Source organism: Nesterenkonia sp. AN1 (genome assembly GCF_000582475.1).
GTDB classification, from domain to species: Bacteria; Actinomycetota; Actinomycetes; order Actinomycetales; family Micrococcaceae; genus Nesterenkonia; species Nesterenkonia aurantiaca.
In genome coordinates, this window is record NZ_JEMO01000006.1 from 1 (window position 1) to 25444 (window position 25444).

24 protein-coding genes and 1 pseudogene are annotated in these 25444 nt (G+C 67.2%); 15 read left to right on the forward strand and 10 right to left on the reverse strand.

The genetic code is table 11. The features are described from left to right. From BG28_RS03895 to BG28_RS16470, 3 genes are all read left to right on the forward strand, one after another. On the forward strand, window positions 1-805 hold an 805-nt coding region (locus BG28_RS03895), incomplete at its 5' end, for a dihydrolipoamide acetyltransferase family protein (protein ID WP_036474617.1). A gap of 176 nt (window positions 806-981) precedes the next feature. Beyond that, the gene (locus tag BG28_RS16465; protein WP_255342466.1) at window positions 982-1458 is read left to right on the forward strand and encodes an urea carboxylase-associated family protein; all 477 of its coding nucleotides are present in this window, start codon (window positions 982-984) and stop codon (window positions 1456-1458) included. 5 nt (window positions 1459-1463) lie between these two features. Next, window positions 1464-1907: a DUF1989 domain-containing protein gene (locus BG28_RS16470; protein ID WP_255342469.1), complete on the forward strand. Its 444-nt coding sequence runs from the start codon at window positions 1464-1466 to the stop codon at window positions 1905-1907. A 114-nt stretch (window positions 1908-2021) separates the two neighbouring features. Here BG28_RS16470 and glpK read toward each other — a convergent pair whose 3' ends face one another. The 3 genes from glpK to BG28_RS03915 all read right to left on the reverse strand — a co-directional run bounded on the left by glpK (window position 2022) and on the right by BG28_RS03915 (window position 6241). Beyond that, window positions 2022-3536: a glycerol kinase GlpK gene (gene glpK / locus BG28_RS03905; protein ID WP_036474429.1), complete on the reverse strand. Its 1515-nt coding sequence runs from the start codon at window positions 3534-3536 to the stop codon at window positions 2022-2024. 78 nt (window positions 3537-3614) lie between these two features. Further along, the gene (locus BG28_RS03910) at window positions 3615-4361 is read right to left on the reverse strand and encodes an MIP/aquaporin family protein (RefSeq protein ID WP_036474431.1); all 747 of its coding nucleotides are present in this window, start codon (window positions 4359-4361) and stop codon (window positions 3615-3617) included. Between the two features lie 131 nt (window positions 4362-4492). After that, on the reverse strand, window positions 4493-6241 hold the full coding sequence (locus tag BG28_RS03915) for a glycerol-3-phosphate dehydrogenase/oxidase (RefSeq protein WP_133725514.1): 1749 nt from the start codon (window positions 6239-6241) through the stop codon (window positions 4493-4495). A 229-nt stretch (window positions 6242-6470) separates the two neighbouring features. Between BG28_RS03915 and BG28_RS03920 the strand changes: the two genes are divergently transcribed. Next, window positions 6471-7388 (forward strand): sugar-binding transcriptional regulator, encoded by a 918-nt coding sequence (locus BG28_RS03920; protein ID WP_051501020.1) that lies wholly within the window; start codon window positions 6471-6473, stop codon window positions 7386-7388. Between the two features lie 23 nt (window positions 7389-7411). Here BG28_RS03920 and BG28_RS03925 read toward each other — a convergent pair whose 3' ends face one another. From BG28_RS03925 to BG28_RS03935, 3 genes are read right to left on the reverse strand one after another with little or no spacing between them, the layout of a single operon-like run. Next, window positions 7412-8293: a 3-hydroxyacyl-CoA dehydrogenase family protein gene (locus tag BG28_RS03925; RefSeq protein WP_036474435.1), complete on the reverse strand. Its 882-nt coding sequence runs from the start codon at window positions 8291-8293 to the stop codon at window positions 7412-7414. Continuing rightward, the gene (locus BG28_RS03930) at window positions 8290-9117 is read right to left on the reverse strand and encodes an enoyl-CoA hydratase/isomerase family protein (protein WP_036474437.1); all 828 of its coding nucleotides are present in this window, start codon (window positions 9115-9117) and stop codon (window positions 8290-8292) included. Before BG28_RS03930 ends, BG28_RS03925 begins: the two co-directional genes overlap by 4 nt. 4 nt (window positions 9118-9121) lie before the next feature. Then, entirely contained in the window at window positions 9122-10321 is a 1200-nt protein-coding gene (locus BG28_RS03935) for an acetyl-CoA C-acyltransferase (RefSeq protein ID WP_200869296.1), read from the reverse strand. Window positions 10322-10449: 128 nt separating this feature from the next. On the opposite strand from BG28_RS03935, the pseudogene BG28_RS16090 reads away from it, so the two are divergent. After that, window positions 10450-10755: pseudogene (locus BG28_RS16090) on the forward strand (HD domain-containing protein); the annotation flags it as partial. A 366-nt stretch (window positions 10756-11121) separates the two neighbouring features. On the opposite strand, the gene BG28_RS03945 reads toward BG28_RS16090, so the two are convergent. The 4 genes from BG28_RS03945 to BG28_RS03960 all read right to left on the reverse strand — a co-directional run bounded on the left by BG28_RS03945 (window position 11122) and on the right by BG28_RS03960 (window position 15688). Next, on the reverse strand, window positions 11122-11913 hold the full coding sequence (locus BG28_RS03945) for an ABC transporter ATP-binding protein (RefSeq protein WP_036474442.1): 792 nt from the start codon (window positions 11911-11913) through the stop codon (window positions 11122-11124). Between the two features lies 1 nt (window position 11914). Next, window positions 11915-12865, reverse strand: coding sequence for an ABC transporter permease (locus BG28_RS03950; RefSeq protein ID WP_036474443.1), 951 nt, complete (start codon window positions 12863-12865; stop codon window positions 11915-11917). A 221-nt stretch (window positions 12866-13086) separates the two neighbouring features. Continuing rightward, window positions 13087-14145 carry an ABC transporter substrate-binding protein gene (locus tag BG28_RS03955; RefSeq protein ID WP_036474444.1) on the reverse strand — a complete coding sequence of 353 codons (1059 nt, stop codon included), beginning with the start codon at window positions 14143-14145 and terminating at the stop codon, window positions 13087-13089. A gap of 178 nt (window positions 14146-14323) precedes the next feature. Beyond that, a complete protein-coding gene (locus tag BG28_RS03960) occupies window positions 14324-15688 on the reverse strand; it encodes an MFS transporter (protein WP_036474445.1) in 1365 nt (454 codons plus the stop codon). 220 nt (window positions 15689-15908) lie between these two features. Here BG28_RS03960 and BG28_RS03965 point away from each other — a divergent pair, with 220 nt between their 5' ends. The 10 genes from BG28_RS03965 (at window position 15909) to BG28_RS04000 (ending at window position 25437) form a co-directional block, all read left to right on the forward strand. Continuing rightward, window positions 15909-16949 (forward strand): acyltransferase, encoded by a 1041-nt coding sequence (locus tag BG28_RS03965; RefSeq protein ID WP_036474446.1) that lies wholly within the window; start codon window positions 15909-15911, stop codon window positions 16947-16949. A 22-nt stretch (window positions 16950-16971) separates the two neighbouring features. Further along, window positions 16972-19335, forward strand: a complete 2364-nt coding sequence (locus BG28_RS03970; protein ID WP_084479420.1) for a DNA polymerase III subunit gamma and tau — start codon at window positions 16972-16974, stop codon at window positions 19333-19335. Next, window positions 19217-19885: a hypothetical protein gene (locus BG28_RS16095; RefSeq protein WP_152539201.1), complete on the forward strand. Its 669-nt coding sequence runs from the start codon at window positions 19217-19219 to the stop codon at window positions 19883-19885. Before BG28_RS03970 ends, BG28_RS16095 begins: the two co-directional genes overlap by 119 nt. A gap of 48 nt (window positions 19886-19933) precedes the next feature. Continuing rightward, window positions 19934-20530 (forward strand): recombination mediator RecR, encoded by a 597-nt coding sequence (gene recR, locus BG28_RS03975; RefSeq protein WP_036474447.1) that lies wholly within the window; start codon window positions 19934-19936, stop codon window positions 20528-20530. A gap of 349 nt (window positions 20531-20879) precedes the next feature. Further along, entirely contained in the window at window positions 20880-21467 is a 588-nt protein-coding gene (locus BG28_RS03980) for a transporter substrate-binding domain-containing protein (RefSeq protein ID WP_255342467.1), read from the forward strand. Next, window positions 21431-21763: a hypothetical protein gene (locus tag BG28_RS16475; RefSeq protein WP_255342468.1), complete on the forward strand. Its 333-nt coding sequence runs from the start codon at window positions 21431-21433 to the stop codon at window positions 21761-21763. Before BG28_RS03980 ends, BG28_RS16475 begins: the two co-directional genes overlap by 37 nt. 313 nt (window positions 21764-22076) lie before the next feature. Beyond that, window positions 22077-22619, forward strand: coding sequence for an amino acid ABC transporter permease (locus BG28_RS03985; RefSeq protein WP_235180980.1), 543 nt, complete (start codon window positions 22077-22079; stop codon window positions 22617-22619). After that, window positions 22616-23314, forward strand: a complete 699-nt coding sequence (gene ehuD / locus BG28_RS03990; RefSeq protein ID WP_051500960.1) for an ectoine/hydroxyectoine ABC transporter permease subunit EhuD — start codon at window positions 22616-22618, stop codon at window positions 23312-23314. The genes BG28_RS03985 and ehuD overlap by 4 nt, the downstream gene beginning before the upstream one ends. Continuing rightward, complete coding sequence (ehuA, locus tag BG28_RS03995; protein WP_036474448.1) at window positions 23298-24092, forward strand: ectoine/hydroxyectoine ABC transporter ATP-binding protein EhuA; 795 nt, start codon at window positions 23298-23300, stop codon at window positions 24090-24092. The genes ehuD and ehuA overlap by 17 nt, the downstream gene beginning before the upstream one ends. A gap of 61 nt (window positions 24093-24153) precedes the next feature. Further along, entirely contained in the window at window positions 24154-25437 is a 1284-nt protein-coding gene (locus BG28_RS04000) for an aspartate kinase (RefSeq protein ID WP_036474449.1), read from the forward strand. Window positions 25438-25444: the final 7 nt, after the last annotated feature.

The following is a 25444-nucleotide window of genomic DNA, read 5'->3' on the forward strand; positions in this document are numbered from 1 at the left end:
GGCACCTGCTGCGGCACCTGTTGCCGCCTCGGGCTCCGCACAGCCCACCCCAACCACGACCGGTGCAGCGGCGCCGGCGCCAGGCGGCCTCGAGGTCCGCGAGCGCGTCCCCATGTCAGGGATGCGCAAGGCGGTGGCCACGACGCTGACCCGTTCGCGCCGGGAGATCCCGGAGGCCACGGTCTGGCAGGACGTGGACATGACCGAGGTCCTCGCGCTGCGCTCCCGGCTCAAGGAGCAGGCGGCCAAGGACGGCAGCGCCGCGCCGTCGCTGCTGGCGCTGCTCAGCCGGTTCGTGCTGGCCGGGCTCTCGCGCTACCCCGATCTGGCCACCAGGCTCGAAGACACGGCGGCCGGCACCCAGGAGATCGTGCACTACGACGGCGTGAACCTCGGCTTCGCCGCCCAGACTCCGGCCGGTCTGGTCGTTCCGGTGATCCGGCACGCCGAACGGCTCTCTGCCCGGGCGCTGCACGCGGAGATCTCTCGGCTGGTCGCCGAGGCCCGCGAGGGCAAGATCTCAGGCAAGGAGCTCACCGGGGGCACCTTCACGGTGAACAACTATGGGGTCTTCGGCTCCGACGGGGCCACCCCGATCATCAACCACCCCGAGGTCGGAATCCTCGGCATCGGGCGGATCCTGGACCGCGCCTGGGCGGTGAACGGGGAGCTTGCCGTGCGCAAGGTCGCCACCCTGACCATCGCCTTTGATCATCGGGTGTGCGACGGCGGCACCGCCGGCGGGTTCCTGAACTTCGTGGCCACCTGTCTTCAGGACCCGTCCTCCGCATTGGCGGACCTCTGAGGGGACAGGTCCGCAGGGCGAGGCGACAGAGCTCCAGAGCGTCAGAGCTTGAGAAGCTGGAGAGCTCCAACAGGCTGCACCATTGAGGGATGAGCAGGACAGGCCGGGACCGAGAGCAACATATCGGTCCCGGCCGCTTCTCTAGACTGGGCTGGTTCCCCCGAGAAGGAGACAGCATGAGCGCAGAGATCCCCACCGGAGCCCTCGGCGCCCCAGGCCACTCCGTCCGCACCTCACGCACCTACAATCAGCCCGCGGCGTATCAGTCGGCGCCCGGCGGTCCGCTGGACTCGGATCGCAGCTTCTACGACGCGGTGGCCGCCGCGGAGCGCACCCTGACCCAGGAGTTCGAGATCCCGGTCCGCTCCGGCCACGCCTGGGAGGTCAAGGCCGGCTCGATCGTGCGGATCAACGCAGTGCAAGGCCCTCAGGTCGGTGACCTGAACCTGTGGAACCTGCACAATCCCCGGGAACGATTCTGGGCCGCCCGCACCCGGCAGCTGCAGCGTGCCTCGATGACCACCTACGACCGTTTCTGGTCCACCCTGCCCCATCTGCGCCCGATGGCCACCGTGGTCGGGGACTCGCTGGCTGATCATCCGACGCCGAGGTCATCCACGACCTGCTGGGGACCCGCTGTGATCCCTACGTGAATCGGATGCTGGCCGGGGCGGACTTCGACTACCACTGTCATTCAAACCTCACTCGCGCGATCATGGGGCACGGACTCACCGAGTCCGATGTCCACGACGTGCTCAACGTGTTCCAGTTCGCGGGCCTGAATGAGAACCGTGAATACTTCATGGACACCTGCCCCACGCAGCCGGGAGACTACTTCGAGTTCTTCGCCGAGACCGATCTGCTGTGCGCACTCTCCACCTGCCCCGGCGGGGACCTCTCGGTGCACATGTGGGGGCCCGAGGCCGCGAGCACCGAGGAGCAGCTCGAGCACTGCCACCCGCTGGGTGTGCAGGTCTTCTCCCTCGCGCCAGAGGTCCTCGATGCCTGGCGACCCCCGGAGCCGGCGCAGTACCGCGGCAGGCGGGGACGCCACGGGCTGGTGGCGGCGCCGCATCCCGGTCGATCACCGCAGCGCCTCTGAGATCCCACCGCGCTGCCCCGGCCCCAACCGCAGACGGGCCCGCGCCGATCCCTAAGGATCAGCACGGGCCCGTCTGCGGCGGCCGTGGAGTGCGGCTGCGCCTTGGCCTGAGGCCTACTTGACGTCCTCGTCCACCCAGTCGAAGGTCCGGGTCACGGCCTTCTTCCAGAGGCGCAGCTGGCGGTCACGCTCAGCTGTGTCCATCTGAGGCAGCCAGCGCTTGTCCTCGGACCAGTTCGTGGCCAGCTCGTCGGTGTCGCGCCAGAAGCCCACGGCCAGACCCGCCGCGTAGGCGGCACCCAGTGCGGTGGTCTCGGTGACCTTCGGCCTGACCACGGGGATGCCCAGGATGTCGGCCTGGAACTGCATCAGCGCGTCGTTGGCGACCATGCCGCCGTCGACCCGCAGATCCTCCATGTCGACTCCCGCGTCGGCGTTGGCGGCATCGAGCACCTCGCGGGTCTGGAAGGCCGTGGCCTCCAGCGCGGCGCGAGCGATATGGCCCTTGTTCACGAAGCGGGTGAGCCCCACGATGACGCCGCGGGCCTCGCCCCGCCAGTAGGGAGCGAACAGCCCGGAGAAGGCTGGCACCACGTACACCCCACCGTTGTCCTCCACCGACTTGGCAAGGGTCTCTACCTCAGGGGCGGACTTGATGAAGCCGAGGTTGTCGCGCAGCCACTGGATCAGCGATCCGGTCACCGCGATGGAGCCTTCCAGCGCGTAGACGGGCTTGGCGTCTCCCAGCTTGTAGCAGACGGTGGTCAAAAGCCCGTTCTGTGACCGGACGATCTCCTCACCGGTGTTGACGATCAGGAAGTTGCCGGTGCCGTAGGTGTTCTTCGCTCCGCCCTTCTCGAACGCCGCCTGCCCGAAGGTCGCGGCCTGCTGGTCTCCGAGGATGCCGGCCACTGGCGTCTCGCGCAGCAGCTGCGCGGTGTGCACCTTGCCATAGACCTCCGAGGAGGACTTGATCTCGGGGAGCATCGAGCGCGGCACGTCGAAGGCCGCGAGGATCTCGTCGTCCCAGGACAGGGTCTCGAGGTCCATGAACATGGTGCGTGAGGCGTTGGTGACATCGGTGATGTGGACGCCGCCCTCGGTGCCGCCGGTCAGATGCCAGGTCACCCAGGAGTCGGTGTTGCCGAAGAGCAGGTCTCCGGCCTCAGCCTTGGCGCGTGCGCCCTCCACGTTGTCCAGGATCCACTTGACCTTGGTGCCCGAGAAATAGGTGGCCAGCGGCAGACCGACCTTCTTCTTGAAGCGCTCCACTCCCCCGTCGGCGGCCAGCTCATCGACGATCGGCTGAGTGCGAGTGTCCTGCCAGACGATCGCGTTGTAGACCGGCTCTCCGGTGTTCTTGTCCCAGACCACCGTGGTCTCGCGCTGGTTGGTGATGCCGACTGCGGCGATGTCGTGACGGGTCAGGTTGGACTTCGAGAGAGCATTGCCGATGACCTCCCTGGTGTTGGTCCAGATCTCCATCGGGTCGTGCTCGACCCATCCGGGCTTAGGGAAGATCTGTTCGTGCTCCTTCTGGCCCGAGGACACGATGTTTCCGCTGTGATCGAAGACGATGGCGCGGGTGGACGTGGTTCCCTGGTCGATCGCGATGATGTATTTCGACATGCTGTTCTCCTCTTTGAGTGTTCTGTCGGGTGCATTTCTTCAGCGGTCAGCAGCCATGCTGCCCGCGATGCTTCTGCCTTATCCGGTGACGGCGGGGAGCGTGATCAGCATGGCCAGCAGGCCACCCAGTGCACCGCCGATCAGAGGCCCGACCACCGGGACCCAGGCGTAGGACCAGTCGCTTCCGCCCTTGCCCTTGATCGGCAGCAGTGCGTGGACGATCCTGGGCCCGAGGTCACGTGCAGGGTTGATGGCGTAGCCGGTGGGCCCACCGAGGGAGGCGCCGATGCCGACGACCAGCAGCGCGACCGCCAGCGGTCCGAGCCCCGAGGGGGTTCCGGCGAAGGCGATGATGACGAAGACCAGGACGAAGGTGCCGATGATCTCGGTGAGAAGGTTCCATGGGGCGGATCGGATCGCCGGTCCGGTGGAGAAGACCCCGAGCTTGGTCGCGGCATCGGGCTCGGCGTCGAAATGCTGCTTATAGGCGAGATAGCACAGCACGGCACCGATCATGGCGCCCAGCATCTGCGCCGCGAAGTAGAGCAGCACATTGACCAGCGTCTTATCGATGTCGGGGCCCAGGGTTGCAGTGTCTGCATTGACCAGCAGACCCACGGTGACCGCGGGGTTCAGGTGCGCCCCGGAGAGCGCAGCGACGTAGACGCCGGCGAAGACGCCGAGCCCCCAGCCGAAGTTGACCATCAGGAATCCGCCGTTGTTGCCCTTGGTCCCTCTCAGTGCGACGTTGGCGACGACGCCACCGCCGAGCAGCAACAGCAGCATGGTGCCGAAGGTCTCGGCGACGAATGCTTCCAGAGACATCTTTGGCTCCTTTCGTTTTTCATTTCTTTGGGGACCTCAGCCGGGTGCTTCGGCTCCTCCTACCCCAGCAGCGAGTGCCGGGAGTTCTACTCGGCTGCGCGGCACGCCCGGTGCCGCGCAGCCCTGGTGGGCTAGGCCACCAGATCCTTGAGCTCGACCTTGTGCCACTCACGCAGCACTCGCTCGGCATGCTCGACCTCCGCGCTCACGGTCGCCTCGTCCCAGCCCAGCAGCGGGGCGAGCATCTGCCCCAGCTCACGGAGCAGCTCCGAGGTGACCTTCCCGCGGAAGGCCAGCGAGGTGCGACGGATCAGGACATCGATCAGGTGACCGATCTGCTCGTGCTTCACCATGTAGGCCAGTTCTCGCTGACTCAGCTCCGAGGTGGAGTCGAGGACCTGGTCAGTGCCTGCATGAAGATGCTCGATGACATCGGCGGCGCGGGTGCCGTAGCGGACCAGCAGTCCTTCCACACGTTCTGCGGAGAGGCCGTCTCCGGCATGAGCCATGACCCATGCCTTCTCAGCGGACGCGGTCTTGGGGAAGTCTGCTCCGCCGCCGATGGCCAGCCCGGTGGTGCTGACCGTGCGGCGCTTGCCCAGGACTTCCAGGACCTCGTCGGTCATGTGCTCAGAGAGTGCCCGGAAGGTGGTCCACTTTCCGCCGACCAGGCTGAGCGTGGTCACGGCCTGTGCCCCGGAGCCTTCGGCGCGCTTCTCGATGCGGTAGTCCCGCGAGACGAAGCCCGGCTGGGTCGCATCGTGGCGCGGCAGCGGCCTGACACCGGAGAAGCTGTAGACCACGTGTCCGTGTTCCACCTCGATCTTGGGGAACACCTGCCCGATCAGATCGATGAAGTAGTCGACCTCTTCGGGGGTGCACACTGCGGGCTCGTTGACGTCCACGTCGATGTCGGTGGTCCCCACAAGGACCCGATCCTCGATGGGATAGATCAGCACGATCCGACCATCGGTGTTCTCGAAGAACATCTCACGGCCGGCGCAGGCCGCCAGCAGCTCCGGGTGATCCAGGACGATGTGGGAGCCCTTGGTGCCGCCCATGAATGCGGAGGGCTCGCCCAGGGACTCATTGGTCCCGTCGACCCAGGCTCCGGTGGCGTTGACGATCACGTCTGCGGTGAACGGGAACTCCTCACCGGTGAGCTCGTCGCGCAGCGTCACGGTCGAGCCGCTGCGGCCGACGGCGCTGACGTAGTTCGTGGCGCGGACCTCGGGGTTGGCGTTGAGCCCGTCGCGCAGCACATCCAAGGTCATCCGCTCCGGGTTGTGCACCGAGGCGTCGAAATAGGTGGCCGTGTAGCGCACGTCGGGGCGCAGGTCCGGCAGCTGCGCGAGGGACGTGCGGCGCCCGGCGAACCGGTGCCGCGGAACCGCGCCGCCGTCGCGGGAGAACCAGTCGTACATGGTCAGGCCTGCCTTGATCAGGAACGCGCCGCGTTCGCGCGGCTGGCCGTGCTGGCGGTGCGTGATGAACCGGAGCGGGGCGGCGAGGATCCCGGAGAAGGTGGTGAAGATCGGAATGGTGGTCTGCAGCGGCTTCACGTAGTGCGGGGCGGTCTTCAGCAGCCCGTTGCGTTCCACCACTGACTCCCGGACCAGTCGGAACTCGCCGTTCTCCAGGTAGCGGATGCCGCCGTGGATCATGTGTGAGGAGGCCCCTGACGCTCCCTGGCAGTAGTCGCCGCGCTCCACGAGAGCCACATCGACACCCTGCAGAGCGAGGTCGCGGAACGTTCCCACCCCATTGATGCCGCCGCCGATGATCAGCACCGAGGCTCGTGGCGTCTCGCGCAGCTGCCTCACCTCGGCTCGCTCGGCGGGGGTCCGGATCTCACCGTTGGTCATTACTGTGTCGGACATCACATTCTCCTCGGGGCATCGCTGTGCGCATCGGGTTCCTCCGTGCGTATGGGTCCACTCTTGAAACTTTCGGGCAGATAGTCAATGCTGATGCACAGACGTGCACACTCACCCGGGGGGAATGGCCATGAACGCTTCGCCGAAGGACGGAAGATCCAGTTCCAGTGCACATTCATCCACCCGTGAGTCCGCGCGCTCTCGCAGCGGCGATGCCCTGCGCGCGGCACAGATGTACTACCTCCAGGACCTGACGATGAACGCGATCGCCAGGGAGCTGCAGACTTCCCGCTCCACGGTCTCGCGGCTGCTCTCGCTGGCTCGGGACACCGGACTCGTCGAGATCCAGGTCAACAATCCGGCACACCGGGCACCCTCTCTGGAGAACGAGATACGTCGGCGCTTCGGCGTGGAGGCCCACGTGGTGCCGGTCTCCGGCACCTTAGACGATTCCGAGGCCCTGGACCGGGTGGCGATCCAGGCGGCGCGCACCATCGGCCCATTGGTCGACTCCAACGCGATCATCGGGGTCGCCTGGGGCTCCACGCTCAGCGCGGTCAGTCAGCACCTGACCCGGAAGAGCACCCATGACAGCACCATCGTGCAGCTCAACGGCGCCGGCAACACCCAGACCACCGGAATCGCCTACGCCAGTGAGATCCTGCGTCGGTTCGGCTACGCCTACGGCGCCCGCGTCGAGCAGTTTCCGGTGCCCGCCTTCTTCGACCATGCCGAGACCAAGACCGCCATGTGGGCCGAGCGCAGCGTGCTGCGCATCCTGGAGCTCCAGCGACGCATGACCATGGCCATCTTCGGCGTCGGGTCGACCAACTCTGGGATCCCCAGCCACGTCTACTCCGGCGGGTACCTCGACGAGGCGGATCTGCGGATGCTCCACGAGAAGAGCGTGGTCGGGGACGTGGCGACCATGTTCTTCCGCGCCGACGGCAGCCACCGCGACCTGCAGATCAACCAACGCAGCACCGGGCCGAACCTGGACCTGCTGCGCCAGGTTCCGCGCCGGATCTGTGTCGTCTCGGGTGAGACCAAGATCAGCGGGCTGCGCGGCGCTCTGGCCGCCGGTCTGCCCACCGATCTCATCCTGGATGAGGCCTCAGCACACCTGCTGGTCCAGGGCTCCTCGGACTGAGGCGCATCCGCCCCAGGACCCGTTCAGGCCTCGGGGTAGTCGTAGAAGCCCTTGCCGGACTTCTTCCCCAGCTCGCCGCGGGCCACCATATCGCGCATCAGCTGCGGCGGGGCGAAGCGCTCCCCCAGCTGGGATTCCAGGTATTCCGCGATCCCCAGACGCACGTCCAGGCCGACGATGTCGGTCAGCGCAAGCGGCCCGATCGGGAACTTGTAGCCGAGCACCATCGCGTTGTCGATGTCGGCAGGGTCCGCCACGCCTTCTTCGACCATCCGGATGGCCTCGAGCCCGATCGCCACGCCCAGCCGTGAGGAGGCGAAGCCGGGAGCATCCTTGACCACCACCGGCGTCTTGCTCAGGGACTCGACCCAGCGCGGGGCCAGCGCGGCGAGCTCTTCGCCGGTGCGCTCGGCGAGCACCACCTCCACCAGCTTCGAGGCGGGCACCGGGTTGAAGAAGTGCAGTCCACAGAACCGCTCGGGCCGCTGAAGGTGCCCGGCGAGCGTGCTGATGGACAGCGAGGAGGTGTTCGTGGCCAGCCAGGCCTCGGGTGCGAGCTGGGCCTCGGCACGGCGCAGCGACTCGACCTTCAGGTCCAGGTCCTCAGGCACGGCTTCGATCACCAGCCCGCAGCGCGCGAACGCGGTGACCTCGGCGGTGGCGGTGAGCCGGTCGGTCCAGCGGCTCAGCTCGCCGTCGATCTTTCCGCGGCTCAGCGAGGCCTCAAGGTCCTTGGTGATCCGGGCTGCGGCGGTCTGCGCAGCCTCCTGGGAGACATCTACGACGACGACCTCTTCGACTCCGGCCACCAGGAAGGCGTGGGCGATCCCGGCGCCCATCCGGCCGCCGCCGAGCACGCCGACGGTGGCGGGGAGGGACTGGGCGGCTGCGCTGGGGGTGCTCATCGGTTCTCTCCTGAGGGCTGATCTGGTCTCTGTGCGGCTTTGGCCTCGCGGCGGTCCAGGAAGGCCTGCATCCGTTCGAACTTGGCCTCGGACTCGAACAGGATCGCCTGGGCGAGGTTGTCGATCTGCGGGTGGGCCTCGCGCGGCATGGAGAAGACCTGCTTGCTGATCCGGACCGCCAGCGGGTCCTGCTTGGCGATCCGATCCGCGAGCGCGTGGGCCGCATCGAGCAGCCCCTCCGCCGGGTGGATCGCGTTGAGCAGGCCATGGTTCAGGGACTCCTGGGCATCGAGGATCCGCCCGGCGAGCAGGATCTCCTTGGCGATGCCCTCCCCGGCAAGTTCACGCAGCCGCCAGAGCGCCCCGGCGGCCGGGATGATGCCCAGCCCGGTCTCGGGCTGGCCGATCTTCACCTCGGGGGTGCCCAGGCGGAAGTCAGCGGCCCAGGCCAGTTCTGCCCCGCCGCCGAGGGCGTAGCCGTCGAGGGCGGCGATCACCGGCATGGGCAGCTTGGCCAGGCGTTCGAAGGCGGAGGAGTTCACGCCGCGCAGCGCGTCCGCGCGTCCTCGGTCTCGGAGCTGGCCGATGTCGGCGCCGGAGGCGAAGATGCCCCTGCCGCCGGATTCGGTGCCGGAGAGGATCAGCAGCTTCGGATGGTGCTCCAGGTGGGCACAGACCGCATGCAGCTCGGTGATCATGGTGGCGTCGATGGCGTTGCGCACCTCGGGCCGGTTCAGCTGGGCGTGCAGCCGGTCGGAGGTCTCGGTGATCTTCAGCGTGGTGAAGTTCCCGGCGTCGAGCAGGACTGGATCGGGGGCGCTCATGGGCTCAGACCCTTTCCAGCAGCAGCGCGGAGCCTTGCCCGACGCCCACGCACATGGTGGCCAGTCCGCGGGCCACGCCTTCGTCCTGCATGCGGCGGGCCAGGGTCAGCACGATCCGGCAGCCGGAGGAGCCCAGCGGGTGGCCCAGGGCGATCGCTCCGCCGTCGGCGTTGACGATGCCTGGGTCCAGGCCGAGTCGGCGCATGCTGGCCAGCGACTGGGTGGCGAAGGCCTCGTTGAGCTCCACGGCGCCGAGGTCATCGACGCTCCAGCCGGCGCGTGCCAGCGCCTTCTGGGTGGCGGGCACCGGGCCCATGCCCATGATCTCCGGGGCCAGACCGGCGCTGGCGCCTCCGGCGATGCGGGCCCGCGGGGTGAGCCCGTACTTCTCCACGGCCGCCTCGGAGGCGACGATCACCGCGGAGGCGCCGTCGTTGAGCGAGGAGGCATTGCCCGCGGTGACCACCGATCCTCCGGCGACGACGGGACGCAGCCCCGCCAGGGACTCGGCGGTGACTCCGCGGCGCGGACCTTCGTCGGTGTCCACCACGGTGATCGCACCCTTGCGGCCGTGGACCTGGACCGGGGTGATCTCCCGGGCCAGGCGACCGGCGTCGATGGCGGCGAGCGCGCGGCGCTGGGACTCGACGGCGAAGGCGTCGGCGTCTTCTCGGGTGACGCCTTCGACCCGGGCCACCTCCTCGGCGGTCTCGGGCATGGAGAAGGTGCGCTTCTCGATGGCTTGGAACTTCGGGTTGGTGAACCGCCAGCCGATGGAGGTGTCGACCACCTCGCCGGGCTTGCCGAAGCCGGTGGTGGGCTTGGCCATCACCCAGGGGGCGCGAGACATGGACTCGACTCCCCCGGCGACCACGATGTCCGCGGCGCCGGCGGCGATCATGTGCTGGGCCTGGGAGATCGCGCTCATCCCGGAGGCGCACAGCCGGTTCACGGTGATGCCCGGGACGGTGTCCGGGAAGCCGGCCAGAAGCCAGGCCATTCGGGCGACGTTGCGATTCTCCTCCCCTGCGCCGTTGGCGTTGCCGAGGATCACCTCGTCGACCTGGGCCGGGTCGATGCCGGATTCCTCGACCACCTGGCGCACCACCAGGGCGGCGAGGTCATCGGGGCGGACCGAGGACAGGGCGCCGCCGTAGCGGCCGACGGGAGTGCGGGTGCCGGAGACGAGATATACAGGGCTGATCGCCACGTCGTGCGCCTTTCACAGGAATAACTGACCGATCGTTCACCTGTACTCTTCCACGTGTGCACTGTGGGGTCAATCACAGCGAGGCCCCCCGGTCGGACCGCGGCCTGGTCCACACTGGGCTCATGAGTGAAATCATTGCAGGCATCACCATTCCCGACTCACCGCTGGCGCGCGAGGCGACTGAGCTTCTCCGCGAGGTGGCCACCCCGCTGATCTTCCATCACTCCCGAAGGGTCTTCCTCTTCGGCTCGCTGCGCGGCGCGGCGCTGGGCCTCACCGCGGACCGGGAGCTGCTCTACGTCGGCGCGATATTCCACGATCTCGGGCTCACCGAGACCTACCGGCGCACCGACCAGCGCTTCGAGATCGACGCAGCCGATGAGGCCCGCCGGTTCCTGCTGGGTCACGGGATCCCCGCGGCGGAGGCGGCGAAGGTGTGGAACGGCATCGCGCTGCACACCACCCCGGAGATCCCGCTGCATATGGATCCGGAGGTCGCGCTGGTGACCCGCGGGGTCGAGCTCGACGTGCTGGGCCTGGGCTATGACGCGATCACCGATGCGCAGCGGGCCGCCGTCCTCGCGGCTCACCCGCGGCCGGACTTCAAGAACCAGATCCTCGCAGCGTTCACCGAAGGCCTCAAGGACCGACCGGAGACCACCTTCGGCAATGTGAAGGCCGATGTGCTTGCGCACTTCCTGCCCGACTTCGAGCGCGGGGACTTCGTGGAGGTCATCCGCAGCTCACCCTGCCCGAATAGCCGGCGGCTCGGGCCAGGGCGGACTGCGGCGGGATTACTGCAGCAGCGTCTTGTCGTCCACCACGGCACCCTTGAGCTTGCCGAACTCAGCGAGCAGGTCCTGCGGGGTCATCTGCACCTTCTGCTCGGCGCCGACGTCGAGGATGATCCGGCCCTCGTGCATCATGATCAGCCGGTTGCCGACCTCGAGCGCCTGGACCATGTTGTGCGTGACCATCAGCGTGGTCAGCCCCTTGTCCTCGACCACGCTGCGGGTCAGCCGGGTCACCAGCTCGGCTCGCTGCGGATCAAGGGCCGCGGTGTGCTCATCGAGCAGCAGCACCCGAGGGTCCGAGTAGGTGGCCATGAGCAGGCTCAGCGCCTGGCGCTGACCCCCCGAGAGCAGCCCGACCTTGGTCTTCAGCCGTCCCTCCAGGCCCAGCTCCAGCTGTTTCAGCGCCTCGGCGAAACGATCGCGCTTGGCCTTGGTGACTCCGCGGGAAAGCCCGCGCGGACGGCCGCGGCGGTCGGCCAGGGAGAGGTTCTCCTCGATGCTGAGGTTCGGCGCGGTGCCGGCCATCGGGTCCTGGAAGACCCGGCCGACCTTGGCCGCCCGCTGGTGCTCCTTGAGCCTGCTGACGTCGGTGCCGTCGAGGGAGACCACACCGGTGTCCTGGTGGATCCGGCCGGCCACGGTGTTGAGCAGCGTGGATTTGCCCGCGCCGTTGGAGCCGATGACGGTGACGAAGTCCCCCTCCTTCAGCTCCAGGTTCACATTCACCAGTGCGCGGCGCTCGTTGACGGTGTGCGGGAAGAACGTCTTGGAGACTGAGTCGATGTTCAACATGTCAGGCTCCCTTCTCGGCGGAGGTCTTGGACAGGTGGGCATCCGAGGTGGTCAGCGGTGCAGCCGCTTCGGCCAGTGGAGAGCTGCTCTTGCGGCGCAGACTGAGCTTCGAGAAGCCCTTCCACTGTGGCAGCAGCAGCGCCGCCACCACCAGCACGGCAGACATCAGCTTCATGTCGTTCGGGTTGAGCCCGACGTTGAGCGCCAGCTGGATCGCCAGGCGGTAGACCACCGCTCCCAGGATCACCGCGAGGGTGGCCTGGATGACGCTGCGGCTGCCGAAGATGGCCTGGCCCACGATCACCGAGGCAAGTCCCACCAGGATCAGGCCGATGCCCATGCCGATGTCGGCGAAGCCCTGGTGCTGGGCGACGACGGCGCCGGCGACGCCGACCAGTCCGTTGGAGAGCATCAGCCCGATGATCTTCTGCCGATCGGTGCTTACCGCGAAGGAGCTGATCATCTGTTCGTTGTCGCCGGTGGCGCGCAGCGCCAGCCCGTTGTCGGTCTGCAGGTACCAGTCCATGATCAGCTTGAAGATAAGCGCGACGGCGGCCAGCACGGCCACAGAGGTCCAGCCCACGCCGGTGAAGCCACGCATCATGGAGATCACGGTGTCCTGGCCCAGCAGGGGCACGTTCGCCCCGTCCATGATCCGCAGGTTGATCGAGTAGAGCCCGATCATGGTCAGGATTCCGGCCAGCAGCCCGTTGATGTTGCCCTTGGTGTGGAGCAGGCCGGTGATCATCCCGGCGAGGCTGCCGACCACGAAGGCCGCAGCGGTGGCAAGGAAGGGGTCCACCTCGTTGGTGATCAGGATGGCCGCCGTCGCCGCCCCGGAGGTGAAGGACCCGTCCACGGTCAGGTCGGGGAAGTTAAGAATCCTGAAGGTCAGGTACACGCCCAGGGCCATGATCGCGTAGATCAGCCCGAGCTCGAATGCTGTGATCATGTGTCCTCATTTGTCGTCGCGACCGGATCATCGGTCGTCGGCGGGTCCACGTCCACTCAGGCGGCGGGCGCCGGTGCAGCCTGCTGCGGCTGTCCCGGCGCCCGGCCTGGTGGTCATCTGGCGGTGATAGCCGCCTGGGGCGGCCGTGATGGCCGCCTGGGGCGGCCGTGATGGCCGCCTGGGGCGGCCGTCAGGGATCGAGTCGAGTCACCCGGTGCGGGTCACTCCTCCTCTTCTTCAGCATCGTCGGCCGAAGCGGGATCCTCGGCTTCGACGTCCTCGCCGACGACGGTGTCAGCCCGGTCGAGCAGCTCCTGGTCCAGCTCGACGCCCATGGCTTCAGCCGCCTCGGGGTTGACGATCAGCTCCAGGGTCTCCTGGGTCTCCACCGGCATGGACGCCGGGTCCTCGCCGTCCTGAAGGACCCGCAGCGCCATCTCCCCGGCCTGACGGCCAAGGTCGCCGTAGTTGATGCCGTAGGTGGCCACCGAGCCGCGGATGACCGAGTCACCCTCGGAGGCGATCACCGGGATGGAGTTCTGCTGGCCATACTGCAGCACGGACTCCAGGGCCGAGACGACGGCGTTGTCGGTCGGGACCCAGATCGCGTCGACGTCGAGGGACTCCACGCCCTGCTGGACCTCGGAGGAGTTTGAGATGGTCGCCTCCTGGATCTCCAGGCCCAGCTCGTCTGCGGCCTCCTGGGCGAGCTCCACCTGCACGGCAGAGTTGGTCTCACCGGAGGAGTAGACGATGCCCACGGTCTCGGCGTCAGGAGCGATCTCCTGGAGCAGCTCGAACTGCTCCATCACCGGGTTCAGGTCCGAGGCTCCGGTGATGTTGCCGCCGGGCTCCTCCCAGGAGTCCACCAGACCGGCTTCCTCAGGGTCGGTGACCGCCGAGAACACGATCGGCTTGTCGGTGACTGCCTGGGCCGCGGCCTGCGCGGTGGGGGTGGCGATGGCATGGACCAGATCCAGGTCCGAGGTCGCGAAGGTGCCCGCGATGTTGCTGGCCGTGGCCTGCTCGCCCTGGGCGTTCTGCTCGTCCCACTCCACCTCGACCCCGGCGTCCTCGAAGGCCGCCTTGAACCCGTCGCGGGCCTCGTCGAGTGACGGGTGGGAGACGATCTGGGTGATGCCGATCGAGTAGCTGCCGCCTTCTTCGCCGGCCTCGCCCTCGGTGTCTTCGCCCTCGGTGTCGCCGCCGCAGGCGGTGAGCATCAGAGCCGTGGCGGCGAGAGCCGCAGAGAGCCTCATAGTTGTGCTGCGTGATCGCATAGCTGCTCCTCATCTTGGTGCGTCATCCACCGGTGGGGTTCACCGGTGTGGTGCTGTGCGTGATTCAGGTGCTTCGGGTGGTGCTGGTGCTGGTGCTTCGGGTGGTGCTGCGAGTAGCCCCTGCGTCTGCGCAGCGTGGAACAGAGATTATCCTGCTCCAGGTCCACGCGTCAGCAGGTCAGCGAGCTCCGGTGGTCACCGAGAGCTCCTCACGCTCGCTGTCGTCGTTGAGATTGATGCCCTGGAGCTTCTTCGGCACCATCGAGACGGCGATGAAGGAGATGATCGCCAGGATCGCGATGTAGACGCCGATCAGCCAGGACTGCCCGGTGGTGTTGAGGATCGTCTGCGCGATGGTGGCCGCGAAGGCGCCGCCGATGATCGAGCCCAGCGCGTAGCCGATGGAGACACCGGAGAAGCGGATGTTGACCGGGAACATCTCGGCGTAGAGCGCCGACTGCGGACCGTAGGAGGGCCCGAGCCCGATGGTGAGGATGAAGATGGCCAGCGCGAACAGCGGCAGCGAGGCGGTGTCGAGCAGGAACCACATCGGGATCGCCCAGACGATGATGATGCCGTAGCCGATCTGGAAGGTCTTCACCCGTCCGATGCGATCCGAGATCCAACCGCCGAAGAGCGTGAAGATGAACCAGCCCACGCCGCCGATCAGCGAGGCGATCAGGGTGTCGTTGCGGTCCATGCCCAGCGTGTTCACGCCATAGGCGGCGAAGAAGGCGATCACCAGATAGCCCGCGGCGTTGTTCGCGGCGAAGATCAGCGCGGCCAGGAAGGTGTACTTCTTGTGCGTGGTCACCAGCTCCTTGAGCGGGGCCGAGGATTCCTTCTTGCGCTCCTTCATCTCCAGGAAGACCGGGGACTCGTCGACCTTCAGCCGGATCAGGAAGCCCACGATGATCAGCACGAAGGAGAAGAGGAACGGCACCCGCCAGCCCCATTCGAGGAACTGCTCCTCGGTGGTGATGGCGTTGAGCGCGAACATGAACCCGGTCGCGAGCAGCATGCCCAGCGGCACACCGATCTGCGGGTAGGCACCGAAGAGGCCACGCTTATGCCGGGGGGCGTGTTCGACGGCGAGCAGTGCCGCGCCACCCCATTCGCCGCCGGCCGAGAGGCCCTGCAGCACGCGCAGCACGATCAGCAGCACCGGCGCCAGAACGCCCCAGCTCGCGTAGGTGGGCAGCAGGCCGATGAGCACGGTGGCTCCACCCATGCCCATCAGCGTGATCACCAGGACCACCTTGCGTCCATAGCGATCGCCGACCATGCCGGCAAGGATCGCGCCGAGCGGGCGGAAGAGGAAGGAGATGCCGACCGAGGCCCAGGCCACGATCTGCGCCAGGGCGGCGTTGTCCTCGCCCAGCGGCTCGAAGTACAGGACCGCCAGCACGAAGCCGGCCGCCTGCGCGTAGATGAAGAAGTCGTACCACTCGATGGTGGTGCCGACGAGGGTTCCCGCAAGGACTTTCTTCTCTTCGCGGGTCAGGTCGTGCCCCTCGCTGCTGAGATAGGTGGTCTGGCTCATATCTGCTCCCAAGGCTGGACACGTCGGGGTGACGTGCGAGTGGTTCTTGCCGCCTGTCCTGTGACCCAGGTCACGGGCATGGGAGACAATGTATCAGAATTAATGACCGAACGGTTGGTCAGTCAGGTGATCAGTGGGAACGCCTTCCGTTACAGTGAATCCAGCTCCACTTCACGGCGATCTGCACCCAGTCCCTCCCGAGAGAACTGCCCTCAGGCCCATGCCCCAGCCCCGCACCGACTCCCCGCCCCGCATGCGGTGGATGGATCTGCTGCGCGGCGTCGCGGTGCTGCTCGTCGTGGTGCTCCACGGCTCCGACATTCCGCGGGCCAACGGGCTCGGGGTGGATCAGTGGATCCAGCTCAACCTCTATCTCGAGCCGTTCCGGATGCCGCTGCTGATGTTCCTCTCCGGGACCCTGCTGCCGCGCTCGCTCGAGAAGTCCTCAGTCATCTACCTCTGGGGGAAGTTCGCCAGCCTCGTCTGGCCGCTGGCGCTCTGGCTCTTCGGATTCGGCGTGCTGATCTATCACGGCGGGCCCGGTGAGCTGCGGTACTGGCTGGGCGGGGACTACCTCTGGTTCCTGATGGCGCTGACCCTCTGCTACCTCACCGGGATGCTGCTCAAGCCGCTGGTCTCCCGGCCACGACTGCTGAGCGCGCTCGGCGTCGTCGTGTTCCTGATCATGGTGATCACCCGGCACTTCACCCAGGTGGACGATGCGCTGGTCACCCGGACCCTCTACTACGGGGCGTTCTTCTTCCTCGGCGCCGCCTGCATGTGGATCCTGCAGCGCTGGGCGAGGGCCCCGTGGCCGCTGATCGCGGCGCTCGCGGTGCTGATGGCCCTGCTGGCCCACCACGGTCTCGAGAGCCGCGAGTTCCGCGCGGGCAGCCTCTACGCCGTGCCCACCGCAGTGATCGGCATCGCGGTGATCCTCTGGGCGGCACCGCGACTGCCTGCCGGCCGGTTCAACAGCTTCCTGCAGTGGGTCGGGCGCAACTCCATCGTGGTCTACGTCTGCCACTTCCCGATCATCATCCTGATCCACCGTGGACTCATCGAGATCGGCGTGGACCCGGTGCTCCACGTCGCAGCCTGCACCGTGGGCGGTCTGCTGCTGAGCCTGCTCGTGGTCTGGCTGCGGCCCTGGACCAGGTGGCTCTACGTCGTCCCGGGCAATCGCCGCGTCTCCGCCCGGCTCGCCGCCCGTGACCGGGCCGATACGGATCAGGGCACCGACCGCATGCGCATGTCCTAGCAAGCAGATAAGGTTTCAGACTGTGAGCACCGCCCTGTACCGCCGTTATCGTCCCGACTCCTTCGCCGAGGTGATCGGACAGGAGCACGTCACCGCACCCCTGATGACTGCCCTGGGCAAGGACGCGGTCTCCCACGCCTACCTCTTCTCCGGCCCGCGCGGCTGCGGCAAGACCACCTCCGCTCGAATCCTGGCCCGCTGCCTGAACTGCGCGCAGGGCCCGACCGGAACCCCGTGCGGAAGCTGTGACTCCTGCGTGGACCTCGCCACGGGCGGCTCCGGCTCGCTGGACGTGATCGAGATCGACGCAGCCAGCCATGGCGGCGTCGACGATGCCCGTGATCTGCGGGAACGCGCGACCTTCGCCCCGGTGCGCGACCGCTACAAGATCTTCATCATCGATGAGGCCCATATGGTCACCGCCGCAGGCTTCAACGCGCTGCTGAAGATCGTGGAAGAGCCTCCGGAGCACATCAAGTTCATCTTCGCGACCACCGAGCCGGACAAGGTCATCGGGACCATCCGCTCGCGCACCCACCACTATCCGTTCCGACTGGTCCCGCCCGAGCCGCTGATGGACTACCTGCATCGGCTCTGCGAGCAGGAGGGCGTCACCGTGGCTCCGGGCGTGCTGCCTCTGGTGATCCGTGCCGGCGGCGGCTCGGTCCGCGACACCCTCTCCGTGCTGGACCAGCTGATCGCCGGGTCCGCCGAGCGCACCCTGGACTATGACCGGGCGACGGCGCTGCTCGGCTTCACCCACGCCACCATGCTCGACGACGTCGTGGGGGCCGTGGCGGCGCTCGACGGGGCCACCGCCTTCTCCGTGGTGGATCGAGTCGTCCAGTCCGGGCAGGACCCGCGGCGCTTCGTCGAGGACCTGCTGGAGCGGCTGCGCGATCTGATCGTGGTGAAATCGGTCCCGGAGAACCCCGGGGCGATCCTGCGCGGGGTCCCGGAGGACCAGATCCGCTCGATGCAGACTCAGGCCGGCCAGCTCGGCTCCGCAGAGCTCTCCCGCGCGGCGGACATTTCCGCCCAGGCGCTTACCGACATGGTCGGCGCCACCTCACCGAAGCTGCACCTCGAGCTGCTGATGGCGCGGCTGCTGCTGCCCCACGCCGAGCAGGGTCACGCCTCGGTGGCCGCTCGGCTCGAACGCGTGGAGCGTCGGCTCGACTTCGCCGCCGGAGCCGGCGTCACGCCCAGCGCCGAGACCGAGGGTGCAGGCACCGATTCGGGCGGCACCGCGAGCGAGGCTGCGAGCCACAGCCCGGGCGCGACGCCGACCGCAGCGAGCCCGGCGCCCGAGGAAGAAGAACGCCCCGTAGTAGAGGGTCCGGGTGACCAGCGCATCGTCCACCTGGGGCGTGCGGAAGAGCGCACCGAGCAGCAGACCCCGGCCGACCCGAAGTGGGCCGCCCCGGCACAGAGCGTGACGGCCTCCGAACCGAGCCCCGCAGCCCCGGAGCCCGAGCCGAAGTCGAATGCACCTGAACCTGCGGCGCAGCCGAACGAGGCCGCACCCCCGAACCAGACCGGGCGGCCGCAAGAACGGCAGCCAGAGAAGCCGAAGCCAGAGGAGCGGCAGCCAGCCCTCCCGCGGGACGGCTCCGGTTCATCTGCGGCACCAGCCGCATCCGCAGCCGCACCCGCCGCTCAGGCGGCACCAGCCGCATCCGCAGCCGCAGCCGCCGCTCAGGCAGCACCAGCCGCATCCGCAGCCGGCGGGTCCACGGACGAGATGATGCGCCGGGCCTGGCCCGACATCGTGGATTCGCTGAAGTCCCAGTCCCGGATGCTGTGGATGCTGGTCAAGGGCAATGTGAGCGTGGACAGCTTCGACGGTCAGGCGCTGAGCCTGAACTTCGCCAACGAGGGGGCGCGGACCACGTTCGCGAACCGCAACGGCGAGCAGGCGATGAACGCCGCCATCGAGCACGTTCTGGGCATGAAGGTCCGGTTCAAGCTGGTCACCGGAGGCACAGGCTCGCCGGGTGGTGGTGGCGCCCCAAAAGCTGACCGCCGGCTGAGCCCGGCGACCGCTCCAGCGGAGACGCAGACCGGGGACGGCACCCCGGCCTGGGTCCAGGAAGAGCCGCCCGAGCCCTACGACCCGGGATTCACCGAGGCGCCGCCGGAGCACCCCGCCCACCAGCCCTCCGAGCATCCCGCCGAATCCGAGACCGCCGCCGACCTGGACACCTCGGCCGGATCCCGCGACCCCGATGCCACCGATCTCGACCCCACGGACCCCGACGCCACCGATGAGCAGCAGTCGGCGGCGGCAGAATCTCGGTCATCTGCACCCTCCGCGGTCTCCCCCGAGGCGGCGGCGCACCTGGCGCGGCGCCGGGACGGACCCCGATGCCGGGGACAGCTATAAGCCGCTGGCCGAGAAGACCCCGGTCCCAGCATTCGCGCGCCGCGCCGGAACCGCCCCGCGCTGGAGCGCCCCCGCCGAGGGGGCCGCAGCCCCGGGTGGCTCCCCTGGCACTGCCGGCTCCCCGGGCACTGCCGGTTCCCCGGGCTCGGGAGCTTCGCGCGGAAACCCGCAGGATCGCGACCAGCAGCCCGGCGCGAACCAGCAGAACCCGGCCAGCGGCGCCGCAGCCCCGGCCGGTGGTGCCGCGCCGAGCCGTGCCGCAGAGATCCGTCGTCGCCTGGCCCAGCGCGGCGGGGGCGGCTCCCAGCCGGCTCCGCTCTCCGAGCCTCCGGCCGACCACCCTTCGCAGCCGGCACCCCCGCCCGACCCGGCGTGGGACTCGGGCCCGCCGAGCGACTACGACCAGAGCGCGCCGCCGTCCTGGGCTCAGGCCGAGGACGTGGCCAGTGAGGACGACGTCCCGCTGGAACACTCCGGCGTCTTCGGCCGCAAGGCCTTCGAGAAGCACCTCGGAGCCACCCTGCTGGAGGAGCGCCGGCTCAACGAGTGAGCGCCGCTAGACTAGGTCTCCACCCCTGAAGGAAGGCTCGTCCACAACGTGTATGAAGGCGCAGTCCAAGACCTGATCGATGAACTCGGGCGACTCCCCGGCATCGGTCCCAAGTCGGCGCAGCGCGTGGCCTTCCACATCCTCGAGGCCGACGGCGAGGACATGAAGCGACTCGCTGACGCGATCACCACGGTCAAGGAGAAGGTCAAGTTCTGCGCGATCTGCTTCAACGTCTCCGAGGAGAACACCTGCCGGATCTGCCAGGACACCCGCCGAGATCCCACCCTGTTGTGCGTGGTCGAGGAGTCCAAGGACGTCATGGCGATCGAACGCACCCGCTCCTTCCGCGGGAAGTACCACGTGCTCGGCGGCTCGATCAATCCGATCGCCGGGGTAGGTCCCGACCAGCTGCACATCCGTGAGCTGCTGAGCCGGCTCTCGGACGACACCATCACCGAGGTCATCGTGGCCACCGACCCGAACCTCGAGGGAGAGGCCACGGCGACGTACCTCTACCGGATGCTCGGTTCCATCGGCATCAAGCTCACTCGCCTGGCGTCGGGACTCCCGGTGGGCGGGGACCTGGAATACGCGGACGACGTCACCCTCGGCCGGGCCTTCGAGGGCCGCACGGTGATGTCCTGACCTGCTCCCGGCGCCCGGCATCCAGATAGTTATGCAAGTGTGATCAGGTAATACTCAGGTTTCTTCCTCCTCGTATTTCCATCAGTTTTCGTTCGGGCTGTTGTCCTAGTCACGCCTGGGAAGCGCGGCCCGTGGGCGGATCACCGCCACGGATTCTTCCGGCTATTCCACGATCCTCTGGTGACCGCCGAGAGTTGTCCTCCCCCAAGAAATCAGTTTCCAAATCCTATTTATCGGTCTAGCGTGTTGCTGCAGGCGGGCCTGTGCTGATTTCAGCACGGTGCCGGACTGACTCGCACCAGACGCACACCAGAGGATGAGGTAAGCACTGATGAGGAAAAAGACTTCCATGGCAGTCCGCGCAGGCGCCGCGAGCGCCGCCGCACTGCTGGCACTGACCGCCTGTGGCGGCGGCGACGATGACGCCGAGAACGGTGAGGCCGAGGGTGGCGGCGAAGAGACCATCACCGTGGCCATCGCAGGCGAGGTTCCCTACTCCTACCTGAACGACGACGGCGAACCCGAGGGTGCCACCATCGCCCTGGCCGAGGAGATCTTCGGCCAGATGGGCTACTCGATCGAAGCTGAGGTCACCGACTGGGACAGTCTGATCCCGGGTCTCAATGCAGATCGCTATGAGGCCGTCTCGGCAGGCATGTCCATTCTTCCTGAACGCTGTGAAGAAGCTGCCTTCGCTGAGCCCGAGATCATGTACACCACCGCACTCCTGGTGGAAGAGGGCAACCCCTACGGCGTGGAGGATCTCAACGACGTCGCCGAGGCCGTTGAATCCGGCGAAGACCTCACCCTCGCCACCCTGTCTTCCGGCGTCGAAGCCACCTACGTGGACGAACTGGGCATCGATGCTGAGGGCGTAGCACGGCAGATGACGGAGTGGACATGGTCACCGGCGGCCGTGCCGATGTGTTCGCCCTGACCGCGATCTCGCTCAGCGAGATGGCAGGTGAGATGGACGGCTTCGAGGTCACCGAGGGCTTCGTCCATGACATGGATGGCGTCATGCAGTACGGCGCCGGTTCGACGGTCTTCCCACAGGGTTCGGAGATGCTCGAGGAGTACAACGAGCACCTCGCGGAGCTCAAGGAGAGCGGCGAGCTGCTGGACATCATCAGCGAATACGGATTCACCGAGGCTGAGATTCCGCCCGCGGATCTGACCGCAGAGGCACTCTGCGATGGTGACCTGGAGGCTCTCCAGGACATCGAAGACTGAGCTGAGAACCTCAGAAATCTCACGGTGGCCGGCCCTGCGAAGGGGTCGGCCACCGCTTCGGTGACATCACCTCCAGCAGAGAGGAACCACCCCCTACCGTGGACTGGTTAGATCAACAGCAGCAGAACTTCGATTCGCTGCAAAACTTCGGCCCCAGACTCTGGGACGGATTCCTGCTCACCGTGCAGCTCACCCTGGTCGGAGCGGCCATGGCATTCGTCATCGCCGTGATCCTGGGCCTGATGGCGGGCAGCCTAATCTTTGGCTCAGAGGCCCGGCCCGAATCATCATCGAGTTCTTCCGCGGCACCTCGCTGTTGGTGCAGCTGTTCTGGGTCTACTACGTGCTTCCGCTCTTTGGGCTGACCCTGGAGAGCGCCTTCACCGTCGGGGTGATCGCGCTGGGCGTGAACTACGGCGCCTACGGGGCCGAGGCCGTCCGTGCCTCGCTGACCTCCGTGGCAAGCGGGCAGTGGGAAGCCACCGTGGCACTCTCGATGTCCTGGACGCACAAGATCCGTCGGGTGATCTTCCCGCAGGCCTGGGCGCTGATGATCCCCTCACTGGCGAACCTGCTTGTGCACCTGATGAAAGGCTCCGCCATCGTCTACATCGTCGGGCTCAACGACTTCAACTTCGAACTGGACCAGCTCCGGCGAGTCACCAGCGCGTGGTTCTCCTACGCCTTCGTCGGGCTCATCGGGTACTTCGCGTTCGCCCTGGTACTCACTCAGGGCATGCGACTCCTCGAGGTCCGCGCCAAACACCGACTGGGCCAGGGGCTGAGCCTGCGAGAGATCCTCTCCCCCGCACCCAAGGTGCCCACCTCCGGCGTCCAGCCAGGAGGTGCCTCATGATTCCCCTCGTGCCCTTCACGGCCGATCCGGTCCCGGAACCCACCGGCAACGTCTGGAACTGGGATTTCGCGATCGAGATCTTTCCCGACATCCTGCGGGCCTTCCTAGAGGTCACCCTCTTGGTCACCGTCGTGGGCACGGTGATCGCGGCCCTGCTGGGGCTGGTCATCGCCATCCTGCTGCGCGTGCTTCCCCGCCCCTTCGCCTTCGTGCTGCGCTGGGCGGCGAACTTCATCCGGATGACCCCGCTGGTGGTCCAGCTGCTGGTGCTCTATTACGGCTTCACCTGGATGGATCCGCTCACCATCGGCTTCATCGTCTTTGGCATCCACTACGCCACCTACATGTCGGAGGTCTACCGAGCAGGAATCGACTCGGTGCCCAAGGGACAGTGGGAAGCCACCAAGGCACTTTCGATGAGCGCCGGGCGGACCTGGCGGCGCGTGGTCATCCCGCAGGCGCTGCGTTCGACCATCCCCTCGCTGGGCAACTATGCGATCTCGATGTTCAAGGACACCCCGTTCCTGTTCGTGATCTCGGTGGCCGAGATGGTCCGCGTTGCACAGACCATCGGAGCCCAGACCTTCCGCTACACCGAGGCGATCACCATCGCTGGCCTGATCTTCCTCGCCGCCAGCTACCCCACTGCACTGCTGATCAACCGTCTGGAGAAGCGCCTTGCCTACGCCAACTGACCCCGAAGTCCCGGTCATCGAGTTCGTCGATGTCGAGAAGCGCTTCGGGGACAACATCGTGCTCAAAGACCTGAACTTCTCCGTCCGCCGCGGCGAGCGGGTGACCCTGATCGGCCCGTCCGGCTCGGGGAAGACCACGATCCTGCGCCTGGTGATGACCCTGGAGGAGCTCACCGGCGGCTACATCTTCGTCGACGGCGAGCCGTTGACCCACCGGGAGAAGGACGGCAAGCGCGTCGCCGTCTCCCCCAAGGAGCAGAAGAAGCTGCGCACCCGGATCGGGATGGTGTTCCAGCAGTTCAACCTGTTCCCGAACATGACGGTGCTGGAGAACATCGTCGAGGCGCCGATCCACGTGCTGGGCCAGTCCAAGGCCGAGGCCACCGCGAAGGCGCACTCGCTGCTGGAGCAGGTGGGCCTGCCGGACAAGGCCGACCAGCACCCGCTGAGCCTCTCCGGTGGTCAGCAGCAACGGGTGGCCATCGCCCGTGCGCTGGCCATGGACCCGGAGATCCTGCTGCTCGACGAGGTCACCTCGGCACTGGACCCCGAGGTCGTCGGGGACGTGCTCAACATCCTGCGCAAGGTCGCGGACACCACCAACGTGACCATGCTGATCGTGACCCACGAGATGAGTTTCGCCCGAGACGTCTCCCACAAGGTGATGATGTTCGACGGCGGCCGCGTGATCGAAGAGGGTTCCCCGGAGAAGATCTTCTCGGACCCCAGCCAGGAGCGCACCAAGCAATTCCTCAGCGCCGTGCTGCGCGACGCCTGACCCGATCTAGAATTGACCTGAGTTCCCCCGTATCCAAACCCCAGGAGTGAGACAACCTGTCATGAGCCTGATCGTTCAGAAGTACGGCGGATCATCCGTTGCAGACGCCGAGAGCATCAAACGAGTGGCGAGGCGGATCGTCGAGACCAAGCGCGCCGGGCACCAGGTCGTGGTGGTCGTGTCCGCCATGGGTGACACCACCGATGACCTGCTCGACCTCGCAGGCCAGCTCACCTCAGCGCCGCCCTCCCGCGAGATGGACATCCTGCTCTCCTCCGGTGAGCGCATGTCCATGGCGCTGCTGGCCATGGCGATCCATGAGCTGGGCGAGTCCGCCCAGTCCTTCACCGGCTCCCAGGCCGGCATGATCACCGACGCCATCCACGGCAAGGCCCGCATCATCGAGGTCTCCCCGCTGCGCGTGCAGGAGTCCCTCGACGCCGGCCACGTCGGCATCGTCGCAGGGTTCCAGGGCATGAGCCGGGAGTCCCGAGACATCACCACGATGGGCCGCGGCGGCTCCGACACCACCGCCGTCGCCCTGGCCGCGGCGCTGCACGCCGACGCCTGTGAGATCTACACCGACGTCGACGGGGTCTTCACCGCCGACCCGCGCGTGGTCAAGACCGCCCGCAAGATCGACGAGATCTCCAGCGACGAGATGCTGGAGATGGCGGCCGCCGGCACCAAGGTGCTGCACCTGCGCTCGGTGGAGTACGCCCGCCGGTTCGGCGTGAAGCTCCACGTGCGCTCCTCATTCAGCCAGCTCGAAGGCACCTGGGTCATCCCCGACCCCAAAGACACCGTCAAGATTCAGGAAGGCGAACCCTTGGAACAGCCGATCATCTCCGGCGTCTCCCACGACGCATCCGAAGGAAAACTCACCATCACCGGCGTCCCCGACGTCCCGGGCAAGGCGGCGGAGATCTTCAACCTGATCGCCGAGGGAGCGATCAACATCGACATGATCGTCCAGGACGTCTCGATGGCGACCAAGACCACCAACATCTCCTTCACCCTCCCCGGTGAGGACGGCGAACGCGCCCAGGAGATGCTCACCGCGCACCAGGCCACCATCGGCTTCGAGTCCATGGACTTCGTGCCCCAGGTCGGCAAGGTCTCGCTCATCGGCGGCGGGATGCGCAACCACCCTGGCGTCTCGGCCCGGTTCTTCACCGCCCTGCGCGATGCCGGCATCAACATCGGGCTGATCTCGACCTCCGAGATCCGGGTCTCGGTGATCACCGACGTCGAGCTGCTGGACCGCGCGGTCGCCGCGATCCACACCGCCTTCGGTCTGGACTCCGACGAAGAGGCCACGGTCTACGCCGGAACCGGCCGCTAGCACCGAG

What these genes read in the sequence shown, in the direction of transcription:
- BG28_RS03965 (WP_036474446.1), top strand. Translation starts at nt 15,909, where the DNA reads ATGCCCCAGCCCCGCACCGACTCCCCGCCCCGCATGCGGTGGATGGAT.
- BG28_RS03955 (WP_036474444.1), bottom strand. Translation starts at nt 14,145, where the DNA reads ATGCGATCACGCAGCACAACTATGAGGCTCTCTGCGGCTCTCGCCGCC.
- BG28_RS03915 (WP_133725514.1), bottom strand. Translation starts at nt 6,241, where the DNA reads ATGTCCGACACAGTAATGACCAACGGTGAGATCCGGACCCCCGCCGAG.
- BG28_RS03945 (WP_036474442.1), bottom strand. Translation starts at nt 11,913, where the DNA reads ATGTTGAACATCGACTCAGTCTCCAAGACGTTCTTCCCGCACACCGTC.
- BG28_RS03980 (WP_255342467.1), top strand. Translation starts at nt 20,880, where the DNA reads ATGGCAGTCCGCGCAGGCGCCGCGAGCGCCGCCGCACTGCTGGCACTG.
- BG28_RS04000 (WP_036474449.1), top strand. Translation starts at nt 24,154, where the DNA reads ATGAGCCTGATCGTTCAGAAGTACGGCGGATCATCCGTTGCAGACGCC.
- ehuD (WP_051500960.1), top strand. Translation starts at nt 22,616, where the DNA reads ATGATTCCCCTCGTGCCCTTCACGGCCGATCCGGTCCCGGAACCCACC.
- BG28_RS16470 (WP_255342469.1), top strand. Translation starts at nt 1,464, where the DNA reads ATGCTGGCCGGGGCGGACTTCGACTACCACTGTCATTCAAACCTCACT.
- BG28_RS16475 (WP_255342468.1), top strand. Translation starts at nt 21,431, where the DNA reads ATGGTCACCGGCGGCCGTGCCGATGTGTTCGCCCTGACCGCGATCTCG.
- BG28_RS03920 (WP_051501020.1), top strand. Translation starts at nt 6,471, where the DNA reads ATGTACTACCTCCAGGACCTGACGATGAACGCGATCGCCAGGGAGCTG.
- BG28_RS03930 (WP_036474437.1), bottom strand. Translation starts at nt 9,117, where the DNA reads ATGAGCGCCCCCGATCCAGTCCTGCTCGACGCCGGGAACTTCACCACG.
- BG28_RS03925 (WP_036474435.1), bottom strand. Translation starts at nt 8,293, where the DNA reads ATGAGCACCCCCAGCGCAGCCGCCCAGTCCCTCCCCGCCACCGTCGGC.
- BG28_RS03950 (WP_036474443.1), bottom strand. Translation starts at nt 12,865, where the DNA reads ATGATCACAGCATTCGAGCTCGGGCTGATCTACGCGATCATGGCCCTG.
- BG28_RS16095 (WP_152539201.1), top strand. Translation starts at nt 19,217, where the DNA reads ATGAGCAGCAGTCGGCGGCGGCAGAATCTCGGTCATCTGCACCCTCCG.
- BG28_RS03960 (WP_036474445.1), bottom strand. Translation starts at nt 15,688, where the DNA reads ATGAGCCAGACCACCTATCTCAGCAGCGAGGGGCACGACCTGACCCGC.
- BG28_RS16465 (WP_255342466.1), top strand. Translation starts at nt 982, where the DNA reads ATGAGCGCAGAGATCCCCACCGGAGCCCTCGGCGCCCCAGGCCACTCC.
- BG28_RS03910 (WP_036474431.1), bottom strand. Translation starts at nt 4,361, where the DNA reads ATGTCTCTGGAAGCATTCGTCGCCGAGACCTTCGGCACCATGCTGCTG.
- glpK (WP_036474429.1), bottom strand. Translation starts at nt 3,536, where the DNA reads ATGTCGAAATACATCATCGCGATCGACCAGGGAACCACGTCCACCCGC.